This window comes from Francisella sp. AG1, from assembly GCF_057683165.1.
Genome location: NZ_CM173135.1, coordinates 1902161 through 1922719 on the forward strand (window position 1 = coordinate 1902161; position 20559 = coordinate 1922719).

The following is a 20559-nucleotide window of genomic DNA, read 5'->3' on the forward strand; positions in this document are numbered from 1 at the left end:
GGTTTTATTAAGCGCCCGCAATTTGAAATAAATCAGCGCTTTGATTTTAAATTATTATTTTATTTTAAGCTTTATTTCCATATTCTTGCATATGTTTAGCTGTACGTTTATTTTTACCATACATAAAATGATTTTCCATTCTTTCTTTATACTGACTTGCTGGCACAGTTAAGCCCACAGCATCAGCTACTTCACGAATTAACATAGGGCTAGCACCACAACATACTCCCAGATAATTAATTCCTAGCTTATAAGCTTTTTCTGCAAAATCTCTAATTTCATAGCGATTACAAAATAATGGATCTAATGCTGTAGGAAATGTCCTACCATGTGGCGATGGGCAGCCACAACCATTATTATCAGGTAAGTTAAAAAAGGTTGGATGATTATCTGTAGTTCTATAGGGGATAGGTAAACCAGCGACATGGCAACTAACTGCCTCTCGAATTTTCTCAAGATCAGGAAGCATCGTTTGAGGACCTCTAAAACAGTTCATCCCTACTACATTAGCTCCTCGTTGCTCAAGCTCTTTGCAAGTATCTATTACTGACCAACCATCGCGCATTTTATTTTCACCCATCGGAGCTAAAGTGACTACAGTTTGCAGGCCAGTTTTTTGCATGATTTCTAATGCAGCAAATGCTTCTTCAGCATAATAAAAAGTCTCACCTATCAAAATATCAGCCCCTTCTTCAGCTGCCCAACCAACCATTTCACTAAACATTTTTTTTACTTCTTTTTGGGATGCTGCATCACCTTGATTCCAAATATTAGAATTGGAAATATTACCTGCCATTAAATTTGGCTGTACACCGTTAGGTGTTGTATCAGCAACTTTCTTAGCTATTCTAAGAGCCTCTCTATTTAGTGGTTCTAGCAAATGCTCTTTGCCAATGACTCTGAGCTTTTCTCTATGTCCATTATAAGTAAAAGCCTCAACTATATCTGATCCAGCATGCTGAAACTCGCGATGTAAATTCTCTAAAACTTCAGGATGTTCTAACGAAACCATCGGTACAAATTCACCCGAAGCCATATAGCCTCGACGTTCAATTTCAAATAGAAATCCTTCTGCACATATTACCGGGCCTTTATCAAGTCTTTGAGTTAAAGTTTGCTTTGACATTTTGAGTCTCCATCGTTTTGTTAATTTTAAAAGGTTTTGATATTTAATATCAACAACCGCCACCTTACTAAAACGATGGTAACAAAACTAGAGATAATAGAGATGTCTTCGCTTTAGCAGGTTTTATTAAGCGCCCGCAATTTGAAAATAAATCAGCGCTATAGAAACTACCTTACACACTTTTAATTCTTTAAACAATATTTATTTAGTAAATATTTAAAAAAATTAAATCTCATATAAAGAAAATAAAGAAATAATATATAACACTAATAAAATATAGAATGGTGCTGCAAGCATTCTTAAATCAACGGCTAAATAAGCAAACAGTATTGGCAAAAGTCCTGTAAATATTGCCATTGAAATATTTTGTGTAATGGCTAAACCACTAAACCTCTGGAACTTACTAAATCTATTTAGCACTACACACATATAATTAGCATTTATTAAGCCATTAGCAAAAGCAAAAGGCACTATAAAGAATAATGCTATTGGCTGCTTTGCTATCAAAGCTATTGCTAAGGGTATAAGTATAACCACAGCCATAACTATACCTAAGGCTTGAGTAGCTCTATTGCCAATTCTATCTGCAATATAACCACCTACAAGAACTGATAACGAATAGGTTACTATAGTTACTAGCACATATGTCGATGTAGTAACTTTATCAAAACCTAGACATTTTTGACAATAAGCTGGTAAAAAGATAATAAACATCGCTAAAAACACTGTACAAGATGTAACAGTTAAAACACAACGCAATAAAGTACCTAATTTTTGCTTTAAAAGCTCTACAACAACAAGTCCTCGCTGATTTGTAGCATCAGTGACTAAAGTTTCTTCAATTGCAGATCGCCAAAAATAACTAATCAATACAGCGATACCGCCAAAAGCAAAGGCTAGGCGCCAGCTATATTCAAAAAACTGTTCAGCTGAAAGTACAAGGCTTAGCAAATAATATACTATTGATGCCAAAATCATACCAGATGTCGCACAAAAAATAACGATTGAAGTAAAAAAATTCCTCCTAACTGAACGTTGCTCATGTACTAATAGAACAGCGGCGGTTATCTCTCCACCAAAAGAAAATCCTTGAATTAAACGACATGCTGCTAATATCAAAGGAGTAAATACTCCTAAAACATTACTGCTTGGCAAAATTGCAATAATCAAAGAAGAAATACCTATTAATATCACAGTCCATTTAAATGGTAATTTTCTCCCATATTTATCACCAAGGTTACCCCAAAATACAGCTCCTAAAGGCCTAGCAAAATAACCAACACCAAAAATAGTGAAAATCAAAATAAGTGAGCTATTAAAAGACTCCTTATGTAATAAAGACATAGATATTTGAAAAGCAAATAATCCAAATATATGAAAGTCAAAAGTCTCAAAAGTACTGCCAAGGCTAGAAATTATTATTGATTTAGCGCGCAAAATTTCTTCTCTATAGTTGTATATATTATTTTATAAAAAATATATACACAACAACCTCGCAATTCAATAGATAAAACCTAATAATATAGAAACAATTAATTAACCTAGTATTTATCTAAATACTTACTCATTAAATTTCATATTTACATGCTCTCTCAGGAATCTTGCCTCCATATATTATTGTTTGCTTACCAAGAGCTTTTTCATCTCCAGATAAATCTTTATAGTGAATAGCATATGCTAAAAGTCTTCCATTAATAGGCCTAAAACGATGCACTGTAGTTCCATCAAATTTCATTTCTATAAAGCAAGGGCCATATGATATAGTTAATCCGATAGTTATTTGACAATAATGTTATAATATTTAGAAAAAATGTCATCATATAGCCAAGATTTCAGAGATATCGTAATAACCAAATATAAAGAAGGCCTAACAGACAAAGAGCTAAGTAATTTTTTTAATATAGATATCCGTACTACTAGATCTTGGATAAACTTATACGAGACAACTGGTGATTATAAATCTAAGCAAGGCTTGGGTTGCGGTAGAGTAGCAACCTTTACAGATAAGGAAGCGATAGAAAGCTACTTAAGAACATATCCAGATGCAATGGCTTTAGATATTAGAGAAGCATTAGCTCCTGAAATACCTAGAAGCACATTTTATGATTGTCTTACCAGACTTGGTTTTAGTTTTAAAAAAAGACACCTAAATATAAGCAAAGAAAAGAACAAGATAGGCAAAGTTTTATAGAGGTTGTTGAGACTATTGAACCTAACAAACTTGTATATTTAGATGAAATGGGTATGGATAATAAACAGTCTGTACTAAGAGGATGGTCTCTTGTTGGTAAACCTAGCTATGGTGAAGTTATTGCTTATCAAACTCAGAGAAAAAGTATAGTTGCTGGTTATAACTATTTAGAAAAGAAGATTATAGCACCGCTAGAGTATACTGGATATACAGATACTATACCTTCCTGCTTATTCTCCTGATTTAAATCCTATAGAAAAAATTTGGGCCAATTTTAAAAGAATTTTAAGAAAAGTAAATAATTCTTTTGATAATTTATCTGATGCTATTACTCACGTCTTTAGCACAATATTATCAGATTAACTATATCTGGGCCAGATGGGATAGGATAAGCATATTGAGCCTCTTCACAATCATTATAATTATCTATAGTATAGTTTTGCTCGATTTTTTTAGATGAAATAAAATTCCAATCTGAAATAAACAATCTAGAATAAAACCCTGAAAGCTTTCCTTCAAACTTTATTAATGAGTCTTGCCAAACGTCTTTTTCACTAGATAAAAAATCCTTTGATAAATTTGCTCCGCCTATATAGGTAATCTTTCTATCAAAAATATACATCTTACGATGATTCCTATGATTTATATTGCCCAAAAACAACCCTCTTGTTAAAGGAGAAAAAACCTTAAGATTTATCCTCTTATATTTTAAATAAAATAATCTTGATATATTTGTAATTGATGAGAGAGTATTTGATCCAAAAGCATCCACAATTATATAAACTTTGACCCCTGCCTTAGCTTTATCTAATAATTTTCTAGTTAGTAGAGTATTATATTTATCAAAAGAAAAAATATAAGAACATATGTATATACTTTCTTGAGCTGCTTTAATTTGATTATATAATTTTTTATAAACAATTTTATTATTATAAATGAATTCTTGTTTATAATATGAATGACCTTTTATATCATACTTTTTTAATACTGCTAAAATATCATTTGGAAAATTAGCGTTATCACCATTATTTATAACCTTTTGTTTCTTTAAATCAAAACAGAATATTTTTCTCCTTTTTTTTAAAGTAATAATCCAATAAATAATTACCCCAAAAATATTAGTAAATAAAATTAATGAAATCCATAGCAGTTGTGATCGGAGTGATTTATTCCTATATAACAATGAAATAATTGATATTATTTCAAGAAAAAAAACTAAGATATTTATATAAATATTTTGGATTTCAAACATTAGCCAAAAACATTTTAAATATGGAGGATGTTAACTCTATATTAACTGAGTTATTGCCAGTATACTAGAAACAATGAAACATATCATATTAAGCTTACTATTACTTTTTACTAGCAAAAAAATATCCGGCCGCCCTATATGGGAAATTAAATAGCCTGTATAGCTGTTATAGCAATCGTATAAGTAATATCATCGACTGTAGCACCTCGCGATAAATCATTTACCGGCTTATTTATGCCTTGTAAAACAGGACCTATGCTTAATACATTTGCACTTCTCTGAACAGCTTTATAAACAGTATTGCCAGTATTTAAATCAGGGAAAATAAGTACAGTTGCTTTGCCTGCTACTTGACTATTAGGAGCTTTTTTCTTTGCTACACTATCTATCATTGCAGCATCATACTGTAGTGGGCCATCAACTAATAGTTCAGGAGCTTTTTGTTTAAGAAGTTCTGTTGCCATCCTTACTTTATCAACTTGGATTCCAGAACCTGATGAACCTGTGCTATAGCTTATCATAGCAATACGAGGCTCAATATTAAATTTTCTAGCAGATTCAGCACTTTGGATCGCTATATCAACAAGCTCTTCTGCCGAAGGGTCTTGATTCACCGCACAATCACCAAACACTACAACCTCATCTGGCATACACATAAAAAACACAGAGGATATCAAAGATGTTTTTGGCTTTGTTTTTATCAACTGTAATGCAGGCCTTAAAATATCTGCTGTAGTATGCTCTGCACCAGATACTAGTCCATCAACCTCACCAAGATAAAGCATCAGCATTGCTACTATTACTGGATTTTTTAAAGCATCTTGGGCCATACTTTGAGATAAGCCTTTATGCTTTCTTAGATCCATCAAAGTTTTTAAATACTTTATTTCTGCTTTATCATCAATAGCTATCACTTCAATACTATCAAGCAAGTTAAAACCATTTAATTCTGCAACTTTATTAATTTTTTCCCTATCTCCAATCAATACACATTCAGCTAAACCTTGCTCATGACAATTTTTAGCTGCTAGTAATGTTCTTGGCTCATAACTTTCAGGTAGAATAATCCTTTTCTTAGCCTTTCTGGCCATTTTTAATAAATAATATCTAAAAGCTGGTGGAGACATAACCTGCTGCTTAGATATATCAGCTGTAATAGCACTAATTATCTTATCTCTATCTATCGAACTAGATATAACTTCCTTAACCTTTTGAATTCTCTCAATATCATCCATAGGTATTCCCATTAGATCGATATTAGCAATTTTTAATATTGTATTTACACTTTTATTCCTAGTTGTTAATATTGCAAGTCCTACTTTTTCAGCTGCTTCAATACATAAATCCTTAACCTTATCATTAAGATATTCTTCTGCAGTTAATATTATACCTGCAATTTTCATCCCTGTTTGAGCTGCTAAACATAGAGTTACTAAAATATCTGATCTATCCGCTGAGGTTATAACTAAAGAATTTGGTGTTAGATCTTTAATAAAATTATCAACTCCACGTGAGCACATCATAACGGTATCAACACGAGCATCAAGTCCCACATCTGAGATAAGGTTTAACTTTAGAGTATTTTTAATATCTAAAACACGCGGCGAAGTACGTTCTTGGTCCCACTTTACAACTCCCAGTAAGCTTAGTCCTTTTTTGCTAAACACTGGTATTTGCTTAAGCATATCAATGCTAACAATCTTTTTATCTTTAATGACTTCTTCATCTGTCAAACTAAAACTAATTCTACCATCATCATCATATGGTGCATTTAATTTAGTTATTATTGCTCCCATGATATTATTTTTTTTAGGTAAACTACGTATTGCATAGTCTAGTTCATCATTAAGCTCATCAAGAGGTTTGTTACCATGATATGAAGCTATAATCACCTCAGCACCTAATGCTTTGATAATTTCTATATTTAACTCATCAATTATACTATTAATTGGATACAACTTGTGAGCATTATCACCCTGTCTAAATAGACCAGAAATTATTACAAAATCTGACTTTTGAGTCTTCTCATAAAACTCATTTAAAACCAGCTCAACATAGTCTTTGATTCTATTATTAAGTAGATAAGACTCGATATCACTAATGGGCATTTGCATATCATGAATTGGATGAAAAGAGCTAACTTTTAACCCTTTTTGTTGTAAAGCAAATTTTAGACTACTTGCTAATACCCTTAAGCCTATATGCTTAGAGGTTGGCAATATAAATATAGATTTTTTCATATTATAATTCTTACATTAAAGTTTGTGTTTCTTGAGCAATCATTAATTCTTCATTCGTAGCTATAACCATTATATTTCTACTATCTTCACTATTTATGAACACGTCTGATTTAACATTTCTATATTGATCTATTTTAAAGTCTAGACTCAATAATTTAGCTACAATATTTTCACGAATATTTGCAGCATTCTCACCAATACCTCCTGTAAATACTAGAGCATCAAATTCTTTAAAATAGATCATATAACTAGCAATAAATTTAGCGACTCTATGGCAAAACATCTCTATAGCCAACTTAGATGACTCATCTCCTTTATTAGCTAATTCAGAAACTTCGCGCATATCATTATGTCCGCATATTCCTAGCAGTCCACTTTTCTTATTTAGCATATTGGTAATCTCTTTGATATTCCAACCAAGGTTATCCGATATATATGTAAACACACTAGGATCTATTTCACCAGATCGAGTACCCATAACAAGCCCATCTAGAGGAGTTAATCCCATACTTGTATCAACACTTTTTCCCTCCACCACAGCTGTAATACTACATCCATTACCAAGATGTGCAACTATCACATTTGCTTTTTCTTTTTGTAATAGTTTTGCTGCTTGCTGAGATACATATTTATGAGATGTCCCATGGGCTCCATATTTACGGATATCATGTTGTAATGTAAGTTCACGTGGTATCGCATATTCTGCAACATAGTTAGACATAGTTTGATGAAATGCAGTATCAAATACAGCTACCTGAGGTAAACTTGGAAATATCTGCTGACAAAAACTAATTCCCTCAATATGTGCAGGGTTATGTAAAGGCGCTAGCGGAATACAAGCTATAATTTTTTGTAATGAATCATCATCTATTAACACAGATTTTGAGAAATACTGTCCTCCATGAACGACCCTATGCCCTATTGCTGCTATTTTTTCTAAATATCCATTATCAACTAGAAAATCTTTTAGAAGAGCAAATATGGCTTTATATTGACCATACTCGATTAACTTCTCGACTTTATTTTTAGATTTAAAAACTACCTTACAATTTTTATCACCAATATTTTCTGCTAAACCGGTAAGTAAAGACTCTGAAGTATTAGGATTTATAAGTGCAAATTTAACTGAGGAACTACCACAGTTTAAAACTAGAATATATGACATGATTAAATTAGAAGTTTTATATAATATAGCAACTATTATATAATAATCTTAGATCTAGTGACAGCTTATATTTTTACACGCCCAACCAGATTAAACCAATTAGAATGGTATATCATCATCAAAATTAGATGTATTAATTTCTGCAAAATCAGGCATTTTGTCTTGCTTTGAAGACTGCTGTTGACTCTGATTGAAATTGTTATTCGATGATTGGCTCACATTTGAATTATTTTGCTGATAATTTGAACTACCTTGTGAAGTTCCGCCACCAATAAACTGAAAGTTATTTGCAACAATTTCTGTAGTATATTGCATATTACCATTTTTATCTTGCCACTTGTTGGTACGAAGCCTACCTTCAATAAACAGTTGTGTACCCTTATTAGCATACCTTTGGATTGCATCTGCTGCTTTACCAAACACAACAACTCTATGCCATTCTGTAGTAATATTTTCACCTATACCATCATTAGTGGCAATACTTAAAGTTGCTACAGTTGTGCCATTTTGAGTTGTTCTAACTTCTGGGTCATTACCTAATCTACCAAGTATAATAACCTTATTTACTGTTCCTTTAGCCATTTCATTCTCCTATATTATTTTTATTTTTTTTAAACTTTCTAATACTACAGCTTACAGCAAAAAAAATTGAGTAAAAGTATTTCATAAAAATTTTCAAGATTTTATAAAACCTTAAATCAATTAGTAGTACCCACTTCTAGATGACAAGTTCAATCACTTTTAATCGCAAAATTTATCTCTTCAAAACTAAAACCATTATATAACAAATAATTTACTGCTTTTTGTTTTAATCGAAGGTCCATCTCAAGCTTAGTTATATCTTTATACTTTTTTTCTAAACATTTTTTACAAAGCTTAAACCAATCGACCATCTCTTGTTCAATACAATTTTCGATCAAATCTTGAGTAAGACCTTTTTGATAAATAGCTGTATTTATAATCCTTTTTTTACCTCTTAATTTTGAAATTTCACTTATTACAAAAACCTTTGCAAAACGCTCATCAGAAAGCCATTTATGTTGTTCAAACTCATCTAAAAGAGAAGTGACCTCATCTATTGAAATATTACCTCTAAGATTAAGTTTATCTGCTAGCTGTTTTCGTGAATAATCTTGCTTTGCAAGAAGGTATAGAAGATAGCTTTTTTCTTTAGATAAGCTCATCTTGAGATGTTAATTTAGGTTCTTTTGAATCTTTAGTCGCATATTTATTAGGCAATAAAAGCTCTAATAGAGACTTTTCAATTTCATCACGTTCAATAGTGTTTTCTTTTAAATAGTCTTTTGATTTCTCTTTGCCTTGGCCAATTTTTTTGCCCTTATAACTATACCAAGCACCAGATTTTTCAATAATTCCATGCTTTGCACCAAGATCAATAAGCTCTGCCTCTAAGGAAATACCCTCGCCATATATAAGCTCAAATTCAGCCTGCTTAAACGGTGGTGCAACTTTATTTTTAACGATTTTAACTCTAATTTCATTACCATTGATATCTGTACCATCTTTAATGGCTCCGCCTTTTCTAACCTCTAATCTTACAGACGAATAAAATTTAAGAGCATTACCACCAGTAGTGGTTTCTGGATTACCAAACATTACACCAATCTTCATGCGGATTTGGTTAATAAACATAACAAGTGTGTTTGAGCGTTTAATATTTGCTGTTAATTTCCTAAGAGCTTGAGACATAAGTCTTGCCTGTAAACCCATATGAGAATCACCCATATCACCCTCAATTTCTGCTTTTGGAGTAAGAGCTGCAACTGAATCAATCACTACAACATCTACACCACCAGAACGCACTAACATATCTGTAATCTCTAAAGCCTGCTCACCAGTATCCGGCTGCGAAACAATAAGATTATCAACATCCACACCTAAAAGCTTGGCATATTTGGGATCAAGTGCATGCTCAGCATCTACAAAAGCAGCTATACCACCTTGCTTTTGACATTGGGCAATGGCTAATAGTGTTAAAGTTGTTTTACCAGAAGATTCATGACCATATATTTCTATCACTCTCCCTTTGGGATATCCTCCAATACCTAATGCTACATCTAGTGATATAACACCTGAAGGCACAACATCAATATCATGAGCCGCTTGTTGATCTCCAAGTTTCATAATTGAGCCTTTACCAAATTGTTTTTCAATCTGTGAAAGAGCTGATTCTAAAGCTTTTTCTTTACTCATAATAATTAACCCCTATTTTAGTATTAATGTTGTTTACTATCCGTAGATTCCTTTATTGAATCAAGATACATCGCATCAAAATTTACTGCTGACAAACATAATTGTGGGAAACCTCCACTAATCACCAAGTCTGAAACTGCTTCACGGGCATAATGATAAAGTATATTTGGACAAAATGCTTTTTTTGCATGCTCAATTTGCTCTGCTTCCATATTAGATACTGTAAATATGCCTGCCTGCTTAACTTCTATTTCAAAAGCAATCATGTCTTCATTTTTAACTTTAACTTCAAGAGTCAAAACACTTTCGTAAGTATTGCCCTCTGGAAGATCAGTAGCTTCCACCTTCAGGTCTGTATGTAACTCTGGCTTCCAAGCTGTAGTCCATATTTTATCAGAATTAGGAATAGAGAAAGAAAGATCCTTTACATAAACTTTTTGAATTTGAAACTGTGGTTGTTCTTGCTGATCCATTTTATGATCCTTAATGTTCTTTATAAATTTTTATTTTGATAATGATTTAACAGGGTAACTTGCTTGTAACCATTCGTTTAACCCACCTTTAAGTACAAAAACTTGCTCAAAACCTTCTTTACGTAGCTCTAGCATAGCTTTTTGCGCATTATCTCCATATATAACTATTGGCTTAGATTTATATTTAATTAATTTTTTATGCTTTTGTGCAATCTCTTCTAACTGAATATTTTGAGCACCTATAATATGTGTGTTACTGAACATCTCGCTATCTCTTACATCAAGATAAATACCTTTACCCTTATTTACTGTAACAACCGCATCTGCGACAGATAGTGAATGCTGTGATTTTTTAGTTTGTGTTAACTCAAAAATTACATATATAGCTAACAATAAAACAAGAGATAAACAAAACAATAAGTTTTGTGAAACAAAATAACCTAAATTTTCCATGAGCTTGGTTGTCTTTTTAATTAATTAATTTTATATCTAAACTAAGATTATACATAGCTTTAGATATAAAAAAAAGAAGCTTTTAATTTAATAAGATAAAAGGTTTTTACAAAGAGAAAATATTCTAAAATTATTACTGCATTTTAGCAATAATATCTTTAGTCACATCAGTATTACCAACATTATACAAGCTCATTTCAGCAGGTAGAATTGCATCCAACTGCTTACTTTTTGCTACTTCAGCAGATGCTTTAGTTAAAGCATCTTTAAAAGCATCTGCATCATCTGAAGCCATTTTTTGTACTTGACTCATCATATTCTGATAATCTTTCATTGCTTTTTGAAGATCTGCCTGAGCTTGTTCTTTATCCTGGTTTTCTACTTTATCAGCAGCTTCTGCTTGTTTAGTATCACCTTCAGCATCATCTGTTTGAACATCATCTTTCTCTTCTGTATAAGAGTTTACTTTCTCTTGTAGAGTTGTAATATTCTTCTTAAGCGCATCCATCTGCGGCTTAAGCTTTTTCTCATCAGCGGTAACCTTTGCCTTACCAAGTGGAGAAGTTTCAAATACATCTTGCACATTTGCAAAACCTACACCACCAGCCATAGCCGTAGTCGTAGTAATCATTAAACCACCCGCAATCATTGCACCTAGTATAGTCTTTTTCATGTTATTACTTCCTTGTTGTTTTAATATTAAAACTTAGTATTAATATCGATTATAATCATGGTTTTTAGATGTTTCAACATTTATAGTATTTATTTTAAGCTAAAATCACTTTCTGAAAGAGCTTTGTAATAAACGCTATTACCTAGCTTTTGCGATACTGCTGTTAAAAAATCTAAAGGCTGAGTATAATCAATCACATCCATATTATTAAGCTTCTCTCGTTTAAGCTGATCTATGGATGCAAACCCATCAATAAGCCCAATTTTTTTAGCCTCTACACCGCTGAAAGGTTCGCCTGAAAACGTAGTGTCGTTTGATTTATCTTTTAGTCGACTTCCCCTAGATTTCTCAACAGCATCGATAAATACTTGATGAGTCTCATCAAGAAGTTTTTCGAACTGTTTTGTTTGTAATGGTTTTTGTGGGGAAAAAGGGTCCAAAAAGTCTTTGTTTTTACCTGAAGTGTAGGTTCTTCTCTCAACACCTATCTTATCCATAAGACCAGTAAAGCCAAATCCACTTCCTATAACTCCGATAGAGCCTGTTATCGTCATTTTATTAGCATAGATCTCTTTAGCTCCCGTAGCAATATAATACCCACCACTTGCACACACATCGGTGCATACAGCGTATATAGGTATCGAGGGTTTTTTTTGCTGTAAGTATTGCATATGTGTATATATTTCATCAGATTGAACTGGAGAACCTCCTGGACTGTTTATTTCTACTATTATAGCTTTTGTTAACTTACTAGCATAAGCATCATCTAAGCTCTTATTTATTCTCTCTGAATTAGCCTCAGAATCTTCATCTATAATTCCTTGGACTTTGACTAAAGCAATATGTGGACTAAGTTCCTTTGATGAGCTAAACAATTCTGGAATTATTATTATCAAAAGCAACAAAATAATTAAGGTTCTGATAAAAAGCTTCCAACGCCTTTTACTCTTCATTTCTTTAATATGAATTTTTGCTAATTTCTCTAGCGTTTCATTGGAAATGTTCTTTTCCATTTTTTCTCCAGATTTGTTAATATTCTTCCATCAATTTTAAATGTATTTAAGTAAAAATACATTAGTTAAATTTAAGGATCAAAAAAATGACAGCACGAATGCCATTAGAAACTAAAGCAAAGAATCTAGGTCTTAAAAATATCCAAAGACATATCTTTTTATGCTGTGATCAAGAGCGTCAAAAATGCTGTGATGGTGAAACTTCATTAAAATCATGGAATTTTTTAAAAAAAAGGCTTGTGGAACTAAAACTTTCACAAAATGGTCATATCTATAGATCAAAGACCTACTGTCTAAGAGTTTGTCAAAATGGCCCTATAGCTGTAGTACATCCAGATAATGTTTGGTATCACTCATGTACTCCAGAAGTTTTAGAACAAATCATACAAAAGCACCTTATTGCTGGTGAGATAGTCGAAAAATATGTTCTTAATAAATAGTTTTTTACCCTTAAAAGTTCTATGATATACACCATATTAAATATTCTTTTCTTATTGTGAAAAATTCCCAAGCTATTTTAGGAATCTTAATTGCATTTATAGGAGCAATATTTTTAGCTCTTATGGGATATTTTGTGACACTTATTCAGGGCACTATGTCAAGTAGCCTGATAATAGCTTATAGGTTCTTAATTGGCCTAATAATGTTATCTCCTTTTATATTTTTGAATAAAGAATTTAGTTTTAAAGCAAATAAAATCTGGCTTATATTTGTTAGAGCCGCATCTGGGTTTATAGCTATGCTTTTATTCTTTTACGCATTAAATTATTTACCCTTAGCGAACTCCATGTTGCTAATGAATACCTCTCCTCTATTCACCCCTTTAATTGTATATCTACTTACTGGTACAAAAACAAACAAACAGGTTTTGTTTTGTATAGGATTCAGTTTTGTAGGGTTTTTAATAATTGTTCACCCAGAGTCAACCAACTACAATCCTATAGGATATATTCTGGGGATTTTTTCAGGATTTTTTGCAGCATTAGCAACAGTTTTATTAAGACTAGTTGGCAAAGAAAACAAACCTGTGCAAATGATGTTTTATTTCTTCTTATTTACAGCTATTATAGGATTATCCGTCGGATTTTTTTCTATTAAAGAGCTCTCTGGATTTGAATTTATAATTATATTATTAATTTCATTTACAGGGGTTGTTTACCAATTTAGCCTAACTTATGCTTTAAGACTAATACAAGTGAGGATAGTAACACCAATAATGTTAACTTCGGTGATATTTGCTGGATTACTAGATTTAATCTTAAATGGAATCCTAATCGAAACAACTTTTTTAGTTGGGGCTATCATCATGGCTCTTGGAATAGTTGGAGTAATCAAGTTCAACTCCTAACTAAAAACCTTCTTAATTAAAGGCTTAAAACGCAGTAATAGCGCATATTTGCTGTATCAAAGCAGAAATTCTAGCATCAACAAGCTACTATAACTTTAAAGGGGATTTTTTATTTATTCAAGCAAGATTACAAGGTTTGCTAATGCTGGACTACTATCAATACCAAAGACAAAGGACAAAGCAGAATTCGCAATATCATATTTATATTGGTCGCAGATTTAATCACGAGCTATCTAAAGATTTTGATGAATCACTAACACAAAAGGGTCGTGATAATCTAGATTATATTTTAGATCAAAACTTAGATATATCTGACCTTATAAACACTTATGATCTTATACAAGAAGCCAATAGTAATCTATATAAACATGATTTTTCTAAATATGCTTTTATAGGATATTCTGTGGTTAATAACTCTCTTACCCAAGGTTATAGTCGTTATAATAAGACATTAGTGAAGATCTTAGAGTCTTATAGTAATTTAAATGCAAAGCTACCTCAGCTAAAACAAATGTCACGTAATTATTCAGGTTCGTATAGAAAGAATTTTGATATAGTTAATCTGATAATATTGTGCTAAAGACGTGAGTAATAGCATCAGATAAATTATCAAAAGAATTATTTACTTTTCTTAAAATTCTTTTAAAATTGGCCCAAATTTTTTCTATAGGATTTAAATCAGGAGAATAAGCAGGAAGGTATAGTATCTGTATATCAAACTTCTCTGCTATTTTAGCCAATTTAGGAGACTTATGAAAACTAGCATTATCCATAACAACAGTAGTCTTTGGAATTAACTCAGGACATAAATGCTCTTCAAACCACTGATTAAGAATTTGAGTATCTGTATATCCAGTATACTCTAGCGGTGCTATAATCTTCTTTTCTAAATAGTTATAACCAGCAACTATACTTTTTCTCTGAGTTTGATAAGCAATAACTTCACCATAGCTAGGTTTACCAACAAGAGACCATCCTCTTAGTACAGACTGTTTATTATCCATACCCATTTCATCTAAATATACAAGTTTGTTAGGTTCAATAGTCTCAACAACCTCTATAAAACTTTGCCTATCTTGTTCTTTTCTTTGCTTATATTTAGGTGTCTTTTTTTAAAACTAAAACCAAGTCTGGTAAGACAATCATAAAATGTGCTTCTAGGTATTTCAGGAGCTAATGCTTCTCTAATATCTAAAGCCATTGCATCTGGATATGTTCTTAAGTAGCTTTCTATCGCTTCCTTATCTGTAAAGGTTGCTACTCTACCGCAACCCAAGCCTTGCTTAGATTTATAATCACCAGTTGTCTCGTATAAGTTTATCCAAGATCTAGTAGTACGGATATCTATATTAAAAAAATTACTTAGCTCTTTGTCTGTTAGGCCTTCTTTATATTTAGTTATTACGATATCTCTGAAATCTTGGCTATATGATGACATTTTTTCTAAATATTATAACATTATTGTCAAATAACTATCGGATTAACTATACAATATCTAGTTATGAATTGGAAAATTTTGAAAAATATTTTAATGAAGCAAAAGAGCTAAGAGTTATATCTAAAGATAAGAGCTTTAAGTATGGCCAATTTCGTTCTCGAGTACATCGAAATAGGTATAATCTAAACGATGTTGAATTATATTTAGGTAGTGAAAAAGATGCCTCTAAATTATCAAAGATAGCTAATTTTGGTAATATAGTTCAACATGGTTTATTTACGCTTGGTGTGGTGACTGGAAGTTATGAGGCTTATCAGGCTCATCAAAATGGCCAAGATCCTTATAAAAAGGCTGTTGAGGTTACAGGATCAGCTATTGGTAGTAGTGTTGGCGCTTCTATTGGGGGAGGACTGGTAAGCTTAGTGATTGGCGCAAGTGTATCAGGCCCAGTAGGTTGGGCTGGGATAGGTGTTTATGCTGTAGTTGCAGGTATTGGAGCTTATATAGGCAGTATCGGTGGAGAAAAAATTGCTGACTGGGGGTATGATGTTTTTTAATAAAAAAATATCTATTATGATTAGAAACTTTAATCTTTTTTGTATGTATATATTCTTTCTGTTTTCTATAATTTTCTTGAATTTTGGCTCTTGTTTTGCCATCTATAGTTTTTTTACATCTGATGATTTTACTTTACAATTTTATGTTTTATGGATAGTAATTGGCTTAACCTTAGGGGCTAACTTCATCTTTTTATTTTGTGTTTATTCAGTTAGAAGGTTTGATAAGTATTACAAAGATAATTTATATAATTTTGAGTATCCTGGTTATTTACTAGTAGGTAGAAACTATGCAAATCCATGCTCATATAAGACTATCATAAGGTTTCCACTTTATAGATCTTATATTTATATCCCGATAAAAACAAATAGAGATAAAGACCCTGTTAGGTATAAGCTTTTACCAGATTTTAATGAAAGGTTAAATTGGATTGATAGGTTTTTATATTACACAGCAATTATTTCTTGGCTTATCTGCTGGATAATAGCGGGAGTATTTTATTTATTTAATATGTAAATGAGATTAAAATCTTTATAGAAAGTCTATGTCCACTTTTTTAAAAAAAATGGAATTAATTATAGAATTATTAACTATTAATATTGCTGGAAATACCAAACATATGTATAGTGAATTTATCTCTTCTAGATTTCAAAGGATATTTTATGAGTGACTTCATAACAGGGAAAAAAATATATAATACATCAGATAAGATCAATAATGTCGCTGAATATGTTGTAGCTAGACTTGTTGATTTAGGTATAACCCACTCTTTTTGTGTGCCTGGAGATTTCTCCTTTACAATAGATAGAGCACTAATTGACAATCCAAAGCTTAAAAATATAGTGAATGCTAATGAGCTAAATGCTAGCTATGCTGCGGATGGTTACGCAAGAATAAAAGGTGCTGCAATTCTATCAACAACATATGCCGTTGGAGAATTAAGTGCCTTAAATGGAGTTATGGGGTCAAAGGCAGAAAACTTAGTTGTCTTTCATTTAGTTGGGTCTCCAGATGATATGGCAGTAGCAAAAAAAAGACAAGTACACCATACTCTTGGCGATGGCGAGTTTGGCAATTTTATTGAGCTTTCCGCTTCTACAGCATGTGTCTCAGCAACAATAACTCCAGATAATGCACGTAGAGAGATGAATCGAGTAATATCCGACGCTTTCAAATATCGTAAACCTGCCTATATTTCTATTTCTTTTGATGATGGTAAAAGAAAAGTCACCGATATGACTCCTGATAGTGCTAATTATAATCATATTCGAAGCGATGCTAACCAACTTGAAGAAGCAAGTGAATTTATAATTCATAAGCTTAAAAAAACAGAAAAGATAGTGATATTGCCTTCACTTAAGCTTGATAGATTTGGTCTAACTGAAAAGGCTATAAAACTAATCGAAAAATTAAACCTTCCATTCGCTATCATGCCACATGATAAAAGCGTTATCTCCGAACATCATGATAACTATATAGGTTTTTATGCAGGTAAACTTTCCAATAAAGGAACTGCTGAAATAGTTGAAAACGCTGATACTGTCATAAACTTAGGTGATGCTCTATGGTCAGATTTTAACACCACAGCCTTTACTAACAACCTTGATCTAAATAAAGTCATAAATCTAGGACCCGATTTTGTTGAATCAACAGACACATATTTCAAAAATATCTACTTATCCGATATTATAGACCTGTTACTAGACAAAGCTCCTGCTATTAACTATAAACCTCCGTTCATAAGACCTACTTTAAATTCACCGTCATATAACAATGAAACTATAACTTTAGAAAACTTATATTTACAAATCACAAACCTTGTAACTAATACAGACAACCTTATAGTTGAAACAGGTTCATCATCGTTAAATTTTGTTAGCTATCCTTTACCTGAAGGTACAAAATATCATAATCAAACACTTTGGGGCTCTATAGGGTGGGCAACTGCTGCAACTACTGGCGTAGCCCTAGCAAAACCAAGTTCAAGAGCAATTTTAATCACAGGAGAAGGATCTCATCAACTTACTCTTAATGACTTAGGAGTAATGGGGAGGTATGATATAAACCCAATAATAATCTGTATAAATAATAGTGGTTACATGGTTGAAAGAGCCCTTGAACTTGACCCCAACCCAAGCTATGATGATCTTGCTCAGCTTAATTATGTAATGCTACCTGAAGCATTTGGATGTAAGGGCTGGCTATCTATCAAAGTTAGTACTGAAGCTGAACTGTATCAAGCTTTAAAAAAAGCTCGTAATCATAAAAAAGGAGTATATATAGAAGTTATAACCAATAAATACGACTATGGTGAAAACCTCAACTTTTATAATAACCATCTCCAACAGATGTATGGTAAAGACTAAATTTACGCTTACAGATTCTTTTAATCCTGCTATATAAAAGCAAATATGACTTCTCAAATAAAATCAATTTTATCTAAAAAATGCTAAGAAAAAACTTCATTCTACTCAAATATATGCTATAAAGAAAGTGAATATACATTTTATATGTATATTTATGTGACAATCTAGAAAGGAGAGATAATATGAAAAAACTTAAATTAGCATCCGCGCTTTTATTGGGGGCTGTTCCATTTACAGCAGCCATATCCAATGATATAAATCCACCTGAAGATGTATTAGGCTTTTTCCAAAGCTATGACAGTCCATCACCTGAAACATGGTATTTCAATACTATTGGAGAAGGTCTAGCAGATTCAGGCTACTCTATTCTTATTGATGGATTCTGGGTCAACTATCCATTTTGTTGGGGAGATGGATCTGGTATCCCAGGTCAAGGAAGTCCCATCCCCGTATGTCACGGCATAGTACATGAACCTGGACCAGGATTAAGTACAGAAATATATCATAAATTCTGGGACAATTATTCTGGTGCAATGGGTCCAGATATTGCTGGAGAAGAGTATAATAATTATTGGACTTCCGTACATAATGGTGGACCATCCGTAATATCTAAGATACGTACTGAAATTGATATAGTTAATCCGATAGTTATTTGACAATAATGTTATAATATTTAGAAAAAATGTCATCATATAGCCAAGATTTCAGAGATATCGTAATAACTAAATATAAAGAAGGCCTAACAGACAAAGAGCTAAGTAATTTTTTTAATATAGATATCCGTACTACTAGATCTTGGATAAACTTATACGAGACAACTGGTGATTATAAATCTAAGCAAGGCTTGGGTTGCGGTAGAGTAGCAACCTTTACAGATAAGGAAGCGATAGAAAGCTACTTAAGAACATATCCAGATGCAATGGCTTTAGATATTAGAGAAGCATTAGCTCCTGAAATACCTAGAAGCACATTTTATGATTGTCTTACCAGACTTGGTTTTAGTTTTAAAAAAAGACACCTAAATATAAGCAAAGAAAAGAACAAGATAGGCAAAGTTTTATAGAGGTTGTTGAGACTATTGAACCTAACAAACTTGTATATTTAGATGAAATGGGTATGGATAATAAACAGTCTGTACTAAGAGGATGGTCTCTTGTTGGTAAACCTAGCTATGGTGAAGTTATTGCTTATCAAACTCAGAGAAAAAGTATAGTTGCTGGTTATAACTATTTAGAAAAGAAGATTATAGCACCGCTAGAGTATACTGGATATACAGATACTCAAATTTTTAATCAGTGGTTTGAAGAGCATTTATGTCCTGAGTTAATTCCAAAGACTACTGTTGTTATGGATAATGCTAGTTTTCATAAGTCTCCTAAATTGGCTAAAATAGCAGAGAAGTTTGATATACAGATACTATACCTTCCTGCTTATTCTCCTGATTTAAATCCTATAGAAAAAATTTGGGCCAATTTTAAAAGAATTTTAAGAAAAGTAAATAATTCTTTTGATAATATAACAGGCAAAAAAATAAAATTATTAGCAAGTATTGGTGGCTGGAACATGGGTGGTTCAGCAGCAGGTGTTCCTATTGTTCCTACCGCACCAATAAAACCTGGCTGGGATGTTCTACTCAAAGATCCTGAACAATTTGCAAAAACACTCGGTGAAATTTATAACCTAAAAATATCTGGTACACGAATATATGATGGTATTGATATTAATATAGAAACAGCTTATGGCCTTGGTTGTGCAACAAGTGTTTGTACCGCTGCTGATAAAGATGCGGCTGTTGATGCTATGGTAAGTACGATAGAACAGTTTAAAGAAGCAAATCCTGATGCTATCTTATCTACTCCTCCTCGTGCTGCAGATATCGCTTGTGAGTAACAATCTTGTAGTTGGAATAATGCAGATGGTATAGGTTTTGTTGGAGAGACACTTCAAAAACTTGCTGCAGATGGTATTTATTTTGATTATATTAGTCCTCAATTTTACAATGATGATGCGGCACGTAATATTCCAAATAGTTTAGCAAATAATGAAGTC

20 protein-coding genes and 2 pseudogenes are annotated in these 20559 nt (G+C 32.2%); 8 read left to right on the forward strand and 14 right to left on the reverse strand.

From position 1 onward, the window contains the following. Positions 1–64: 64 nt before the first annotated feature. The 3 genes from ACR0PV_RS09910 to ACR0PV_RS09920 all read right to left on the reverse strand — a co-directional run bounded on the left by ACR0PV_RS09910 (position 65) and on the right by ACR0PV_RS09920 (position 2861). The gene (locus ACR0PV_RS09910) at positions 65–1126 is read right to left on the reverse strand and encodes a homocysteine S-methyltransferase family protein (protein WP_488172906.1); all 1062 of its coding nucleotides are present in this window, start codon (positions 1124–1126) and stop codon (positions 65–67) included. 225 nt (positions 1127–1351) lie between these two features. Then, complete coding sequence (locus tag ACR0PV_RS09915; RefSeq protein WP_488172907.1) at positions 1352–2563, reverse strand: MFS transporter; 1212 nt, start codon at positions 2561–2563, stop codon at positions 1352–1354. A 130-nt stretch (positions 2564–2693) separates the two neighbouring features. Beyond that, positions 2694–2861, reverse strand: a complete 168-nt coding sequence (locus tag ACR0PV_RS09920) for a hypothetical protein (protein ID WP_488172908.1) — start codon at positions 2859–2861, stop codon at positions 2694–2696. 75 nt (positions 2862–2936) lie between these two features. Here ACR0PV_RS09920 and ACR0PV_RS09925 point away from each other — a divergent pair. Next, a pseudogene (locus ACR0PV_RS09925) lies at positions 2937–3680 on the forward strand (transposase). Here the strand turns inward: ACR0PV_RS09925 and ACR0PV_RS09930 are convergent. The 10 genes from ACR0PV_RS09930 to ACR0PV_RS09975 form a co-directional block, all read right to left on the reverse strand. After that, positions 3658–4569, reverse strand: coding sequence for a phospholipase D-like domain-containing protein (locus tag ACR0PV_RS09930; RefSeq protein ID WP_488172909.1), 912 nt, complete (start codon positions 4567–4569; stop codon positions 3658–3660). The pseudogene ACR0PV_RS09925 and the gene ACR0PV_RS09930 sit on opposite strands and share 23 nt — an antisense overlap. Positions 4570–4715: 146 nt before the next feature. After that, on the reverse strand, positions 4716–6809 hold the full coding sequence (gene pta, locus ACR0PV_RS09935; RefSeq protein ID WP_488172910.1) for a phosphate acetyltransferase: 2094 nt from the start codon (positions 6807–6809) through the stop codon (positions 4716–4718). A 10-nt stretch (positions 6810–6819) separates the two neighbouring features. Further along, on the reverse strand, positions 6820–7974 hold the full coding sequence (locus ACR0PV_RS09940; RefSeq protein ID WP_488172911.1) for an acetate/propionate family kinase: 1155 nt from the start codon (positions 7972–7974) through the stop codon (positions 6820–6822). Between the two features lie 99 nt (positions 7975–8073). Further along, complete coding sequence (locus ACR0PV_RS09945; RefSeq protein ID WP_488172912.1) at positions 8074–8556, reverse strand: single-stranded DNA-binding protein; 483 nt, start codon at positions 8554–8556, stop codon at positions 8074–8076. Positions 8557–8705: 149 nt separating this feature from the next. Then, entirely contained in the window at positions 8706–9158 is a 453-nt protein-coding gene (locus ACR0PV_RS09950; RefSeq protein ID WP_488172913.1) for a regulatory protein RecX, read from the reverse strand. Beyond that, a complete protein-coding gene (gene recA, locus ACR0PV_RS09955) occupies positions 9145–10188 on the reverse strand; it encodes a recombinase RecA (protein WP_488172914.1) in 1044 nt (347 codons plus the stop codon). The genes ACR0PV_RS09950 and recA overlap by 14 nt, the downstream gene beginning before the upstream one ends. Positions 10189–10211: 23 nt before the next feature. Then, the gene (gene secB, locus ACR0PV_RS09960; RefSeq protein WP_488172915.1) at positions 10212–10661 is read right to left on the reverse strand and encodes a protein-export chaperone SecB; all 450 of its coding nucleotides are present in this window, start codon (positions 10659–10661) and stop codon (positions 10212–10214) included. A gap of 30 nt (positions 10662–10691) precedes the next feature. Beyond that, positions 10692–11114 carry a rhodanese-like domain-containing protein gene (locus tag ACR0PV_RS09965; RefSeq protein WP_488172916.1) on the reverse strand — a complete coding sequence of 141 codons (423 nt, stop codon included), beginning with the start codon at positions 11112–11114 and terminating at the stop codon, positions 10692–10694. Positions 11115–11247: 133 nt separating this feature from the next. Beyond that, on the reverse strand, positions 11248–11787 hold the full coding sequence (locus tag ACR0PV_RS09970; RefSeq protein WP_488172917.1) for an OmpH/Skp family outer membrane protein: 540 nt from the start codon (positions 11785–11787) through the stop codon (positions 11248–11250). 89 nt (positions 11788–11876) lie between these two features. Then, on the reverse strand, positions 11877–12800 hold the full coding sequence (locus ACR0PV_RS09975; RefSeq protein ID WP_488172918.1) for a S49 family peptidase: 924 nt from the start codon (positions 12798–12800) through the stop codon (positions 11877–11879). 86 nt (positions 12801–12886) lie between these two features. Between ACR0PV_RS09975 and ACR0PV_RS09980 the strand changes: the two genes are divergently transcribed. The 3 genes from ACR0PV_RS09980 to ACR0PV_RS09990 all read left to right on the forward strand — a co-directional run bounded on the left by ACR0PV_RS09980 (position 12887) and on the right by ACR0PV_RS09990 (position 14728). Next, entirely contained in the window at positions 12887–13240 is a 354-nt protein-coding gene (locus ACR0PV_RS09980) for a (2Fe-2S) ferredoxin domain-containing protein (RefSeq protein WP_488172919.1), read from the forward strand. A 56-nt stretch (positions 13241–13296) separates the two neighbouring features. Beyond that, positions 13297–14148 (forward strand): DMT family transporter, encoded by an 852-nt coding sequence (locus tag ACR0PV_RS09985; RefSeq protein ID WP_488172920.1) that lies wholly within the window; start codon positions 13297–13299, stop codon positions 14146–14148. A 142-nt stretch (positions 14149–14290) separates the two neighbouring features. Then, positions 14291–14728 (forward strand): hypothetical protein, encoded by a 438-nt coding sequence (locus ACR0PV_RS09990; protein ID WP_488172921.1) that lies wholly within the window; start codon positions 14291–14293, stop codon positions 14726–14728. On the opposite strand, the gene ACR0PV_RS09995 is transcribed toward ACR0PV_RS09990, so the two are convergent. Next, positions 14706–15586, reverse strand: a protein-coding gene (locus ACR0PV_RS09995; RefSeq protein ID WP_488172178.1) for an IS630 family transposase whose coding sequence is annotated in 2 segments (ribosomal slippage) — positions 14706–15262 and positions 15262–15586 — 882 coding nt in all. Because the reading frame shifts where the segments join, the coding sequence is not laid out codon by codon here. The genes ACR0PV_RS09990 and ACR0PV_RS09995 overlap by 23 nt on opposite strands. Here ACR0PV_RS09995 and ACR0PV_RS10000 point away from each other — a divergent pair. The 4 genes and pseudogenes from ACR0PV_RS10000 to ACR0PV_RS10015 form a co-directional block, all read left to right on the forward strand. After that, positions 15577–16143, forward strand: a complete 567-nt coding sequence (locus ACR0PV_RS10000; protein WP_488172922.1) for a hypothetical protein — start codon at positions 15577–15579, stop codon at positions 16141–16143. The genes ACR0PV_RS09995 and ACR0PV_RS10000 overlap by 10 nt on opposite strands. Positions 16144–16806: 663 nt before the next feature. Then, complete coding sequence (locus ACR0PV_RS10005) at positions 16807–18510, forward strand: alpha-keto acid decarboxylase family protein (RefSeq protein ID WP_488172923.1); 1704 nt, start codon at positions 16807–16809, stop codon at positions 18508–18510. Positions 18511–18692: 182 nt separating this feature from the next. Beyond that, positions 18693–19166: a hypothetical protein gene (locus ACR0PV_RS10010; protein ID WP_488172924.1), complete on the forward strand. Its 474-nt coding sequence runs from the start codon at positions 18693–18695 to the stop codon at positions 19164–19166. Between the two features lie 26 nt (positions 19167–19192). Continuing rightward, positions 19193–19974: pseudogene (locus ACR0PV_RS10015) on the forward strand (IS630 family transposase); the annotation flags it as partial. Positions 19975–20559: the final 585 nt, after the last annotated feature.

Coding starts and splice junctions, on each gene's coding strand:
- ACR0PV_RS10005 (WP_488172923.1), top strand. CDS start 16,807: ATGAGTGACTTCATAACAGGGAAAAAAATATATAATACATCAGATAAG.
- ACR0PV_RS10010 (WP_488172924.1), top strand. CDS start 18,693: ATGAAAAAACTTAAATTAGCATCCGCGCTTTTATTGGGGGCTGTTCCA.
- ACR0PV_RS09950 (WP_488172913.1), bottom strand. CDS start 9,158: ATGAGCTTATCTAAAGAAAAAAGCTATCTTCTATACCTTCTTGCAAAG.
- ACR0PV_RS09930 (WP_488172909.1), bottom strand. CDS start 4,569: ATGTTTGAAATCCAAAATATTTATATAAATATCTTAGTTTTTTTTCTT.
- ACR0PV_RS09920 (WP_488172908.1), bottom strand. CDS start 2,861: ATGAAATTTGATGGAACTACAGTGCATCGTTTTAGGCCTATTAATGGA.
- secB (WP_488172915.1), bottom strand. CDS start 10,661: ATGGATCAGCAAGAACAACCACAGTTTCAAATTCAAAAAGTTTATGTA.
- ACR0PV_RS09970 (WP_488172917.1), bottom strand. CDS start 11,787: ATGAAAAAGACTATACTAGGTGCAATGATTGCGGGTGGTTTAATGATT.
- recA (WP_488172914.1), bottom strand. CDS start 10,188: ATGAGTAAAGAAAAAGCTTTAGAATCAGCTCTTTCACAGATTGAAAAA.
- ACR0PV_RS09975 (WP_488172918.1), bottom strand. CDS start 12,800: ATGGAAAAGAACATTTCCAATGAAACGCTAGAGAAATTAGCAAAAATT.
- ACR0PV_RS09980 (WP_488172919.1), top strand. CDS start 12,887: ATGACAGCACGAATGCCATTAGAAACTAAAGCAAAGAATCTAGGTCTT.
- ACR0PV_RS10000 (WP_488172922.1), top strand. CDS start 15,577: ATGATGACATTTTTTCTAAATATTATAACATTATTGTCAAATAACTAT.
- ACR0PV_RS09910 (WP_488172906.1), bottom strand. CDS start 1,126: ATGTCAAAGCAAACTTTAACTCAAAGACTTGATAAAGGCCCGGTAATA.
- ACR0PV_RS09990 (WP_488172921.1), top strand. CDS start 14,291: ATGCTGGACTACTATCAATACCAAAGACAAAGGACAAAGCAGAATTCG.
- ACR0PV_RS09945 (WP_488172912.1), bottom strand. CDS start 8,556: ATGGCTAAAGGAACAGTAAATAAGGTTATTATACTTGGTAGATTAGGT.
- pta (WP_488172910.1), bottom strand. CDS start 6,809: ATGAAAAAATCTATATTTATATTGCCAACCTCTAAGCATATAGGCTTA.
- ACR0PV_RS09965 (WP_488172916.1), bottom strand. CDS start 11,114: ATGGAAAATTTAGGTTATTTTGTTTCACAAAACTTATTGTTTTGTTTA.
- ACR0PV_RS09940 (WP_488172911.1), bottom strand. CDS start 7,974: ATGTCATATATTCTAGTTTTAAACTGTGGTAGTTCCTCAGTTAAATTT.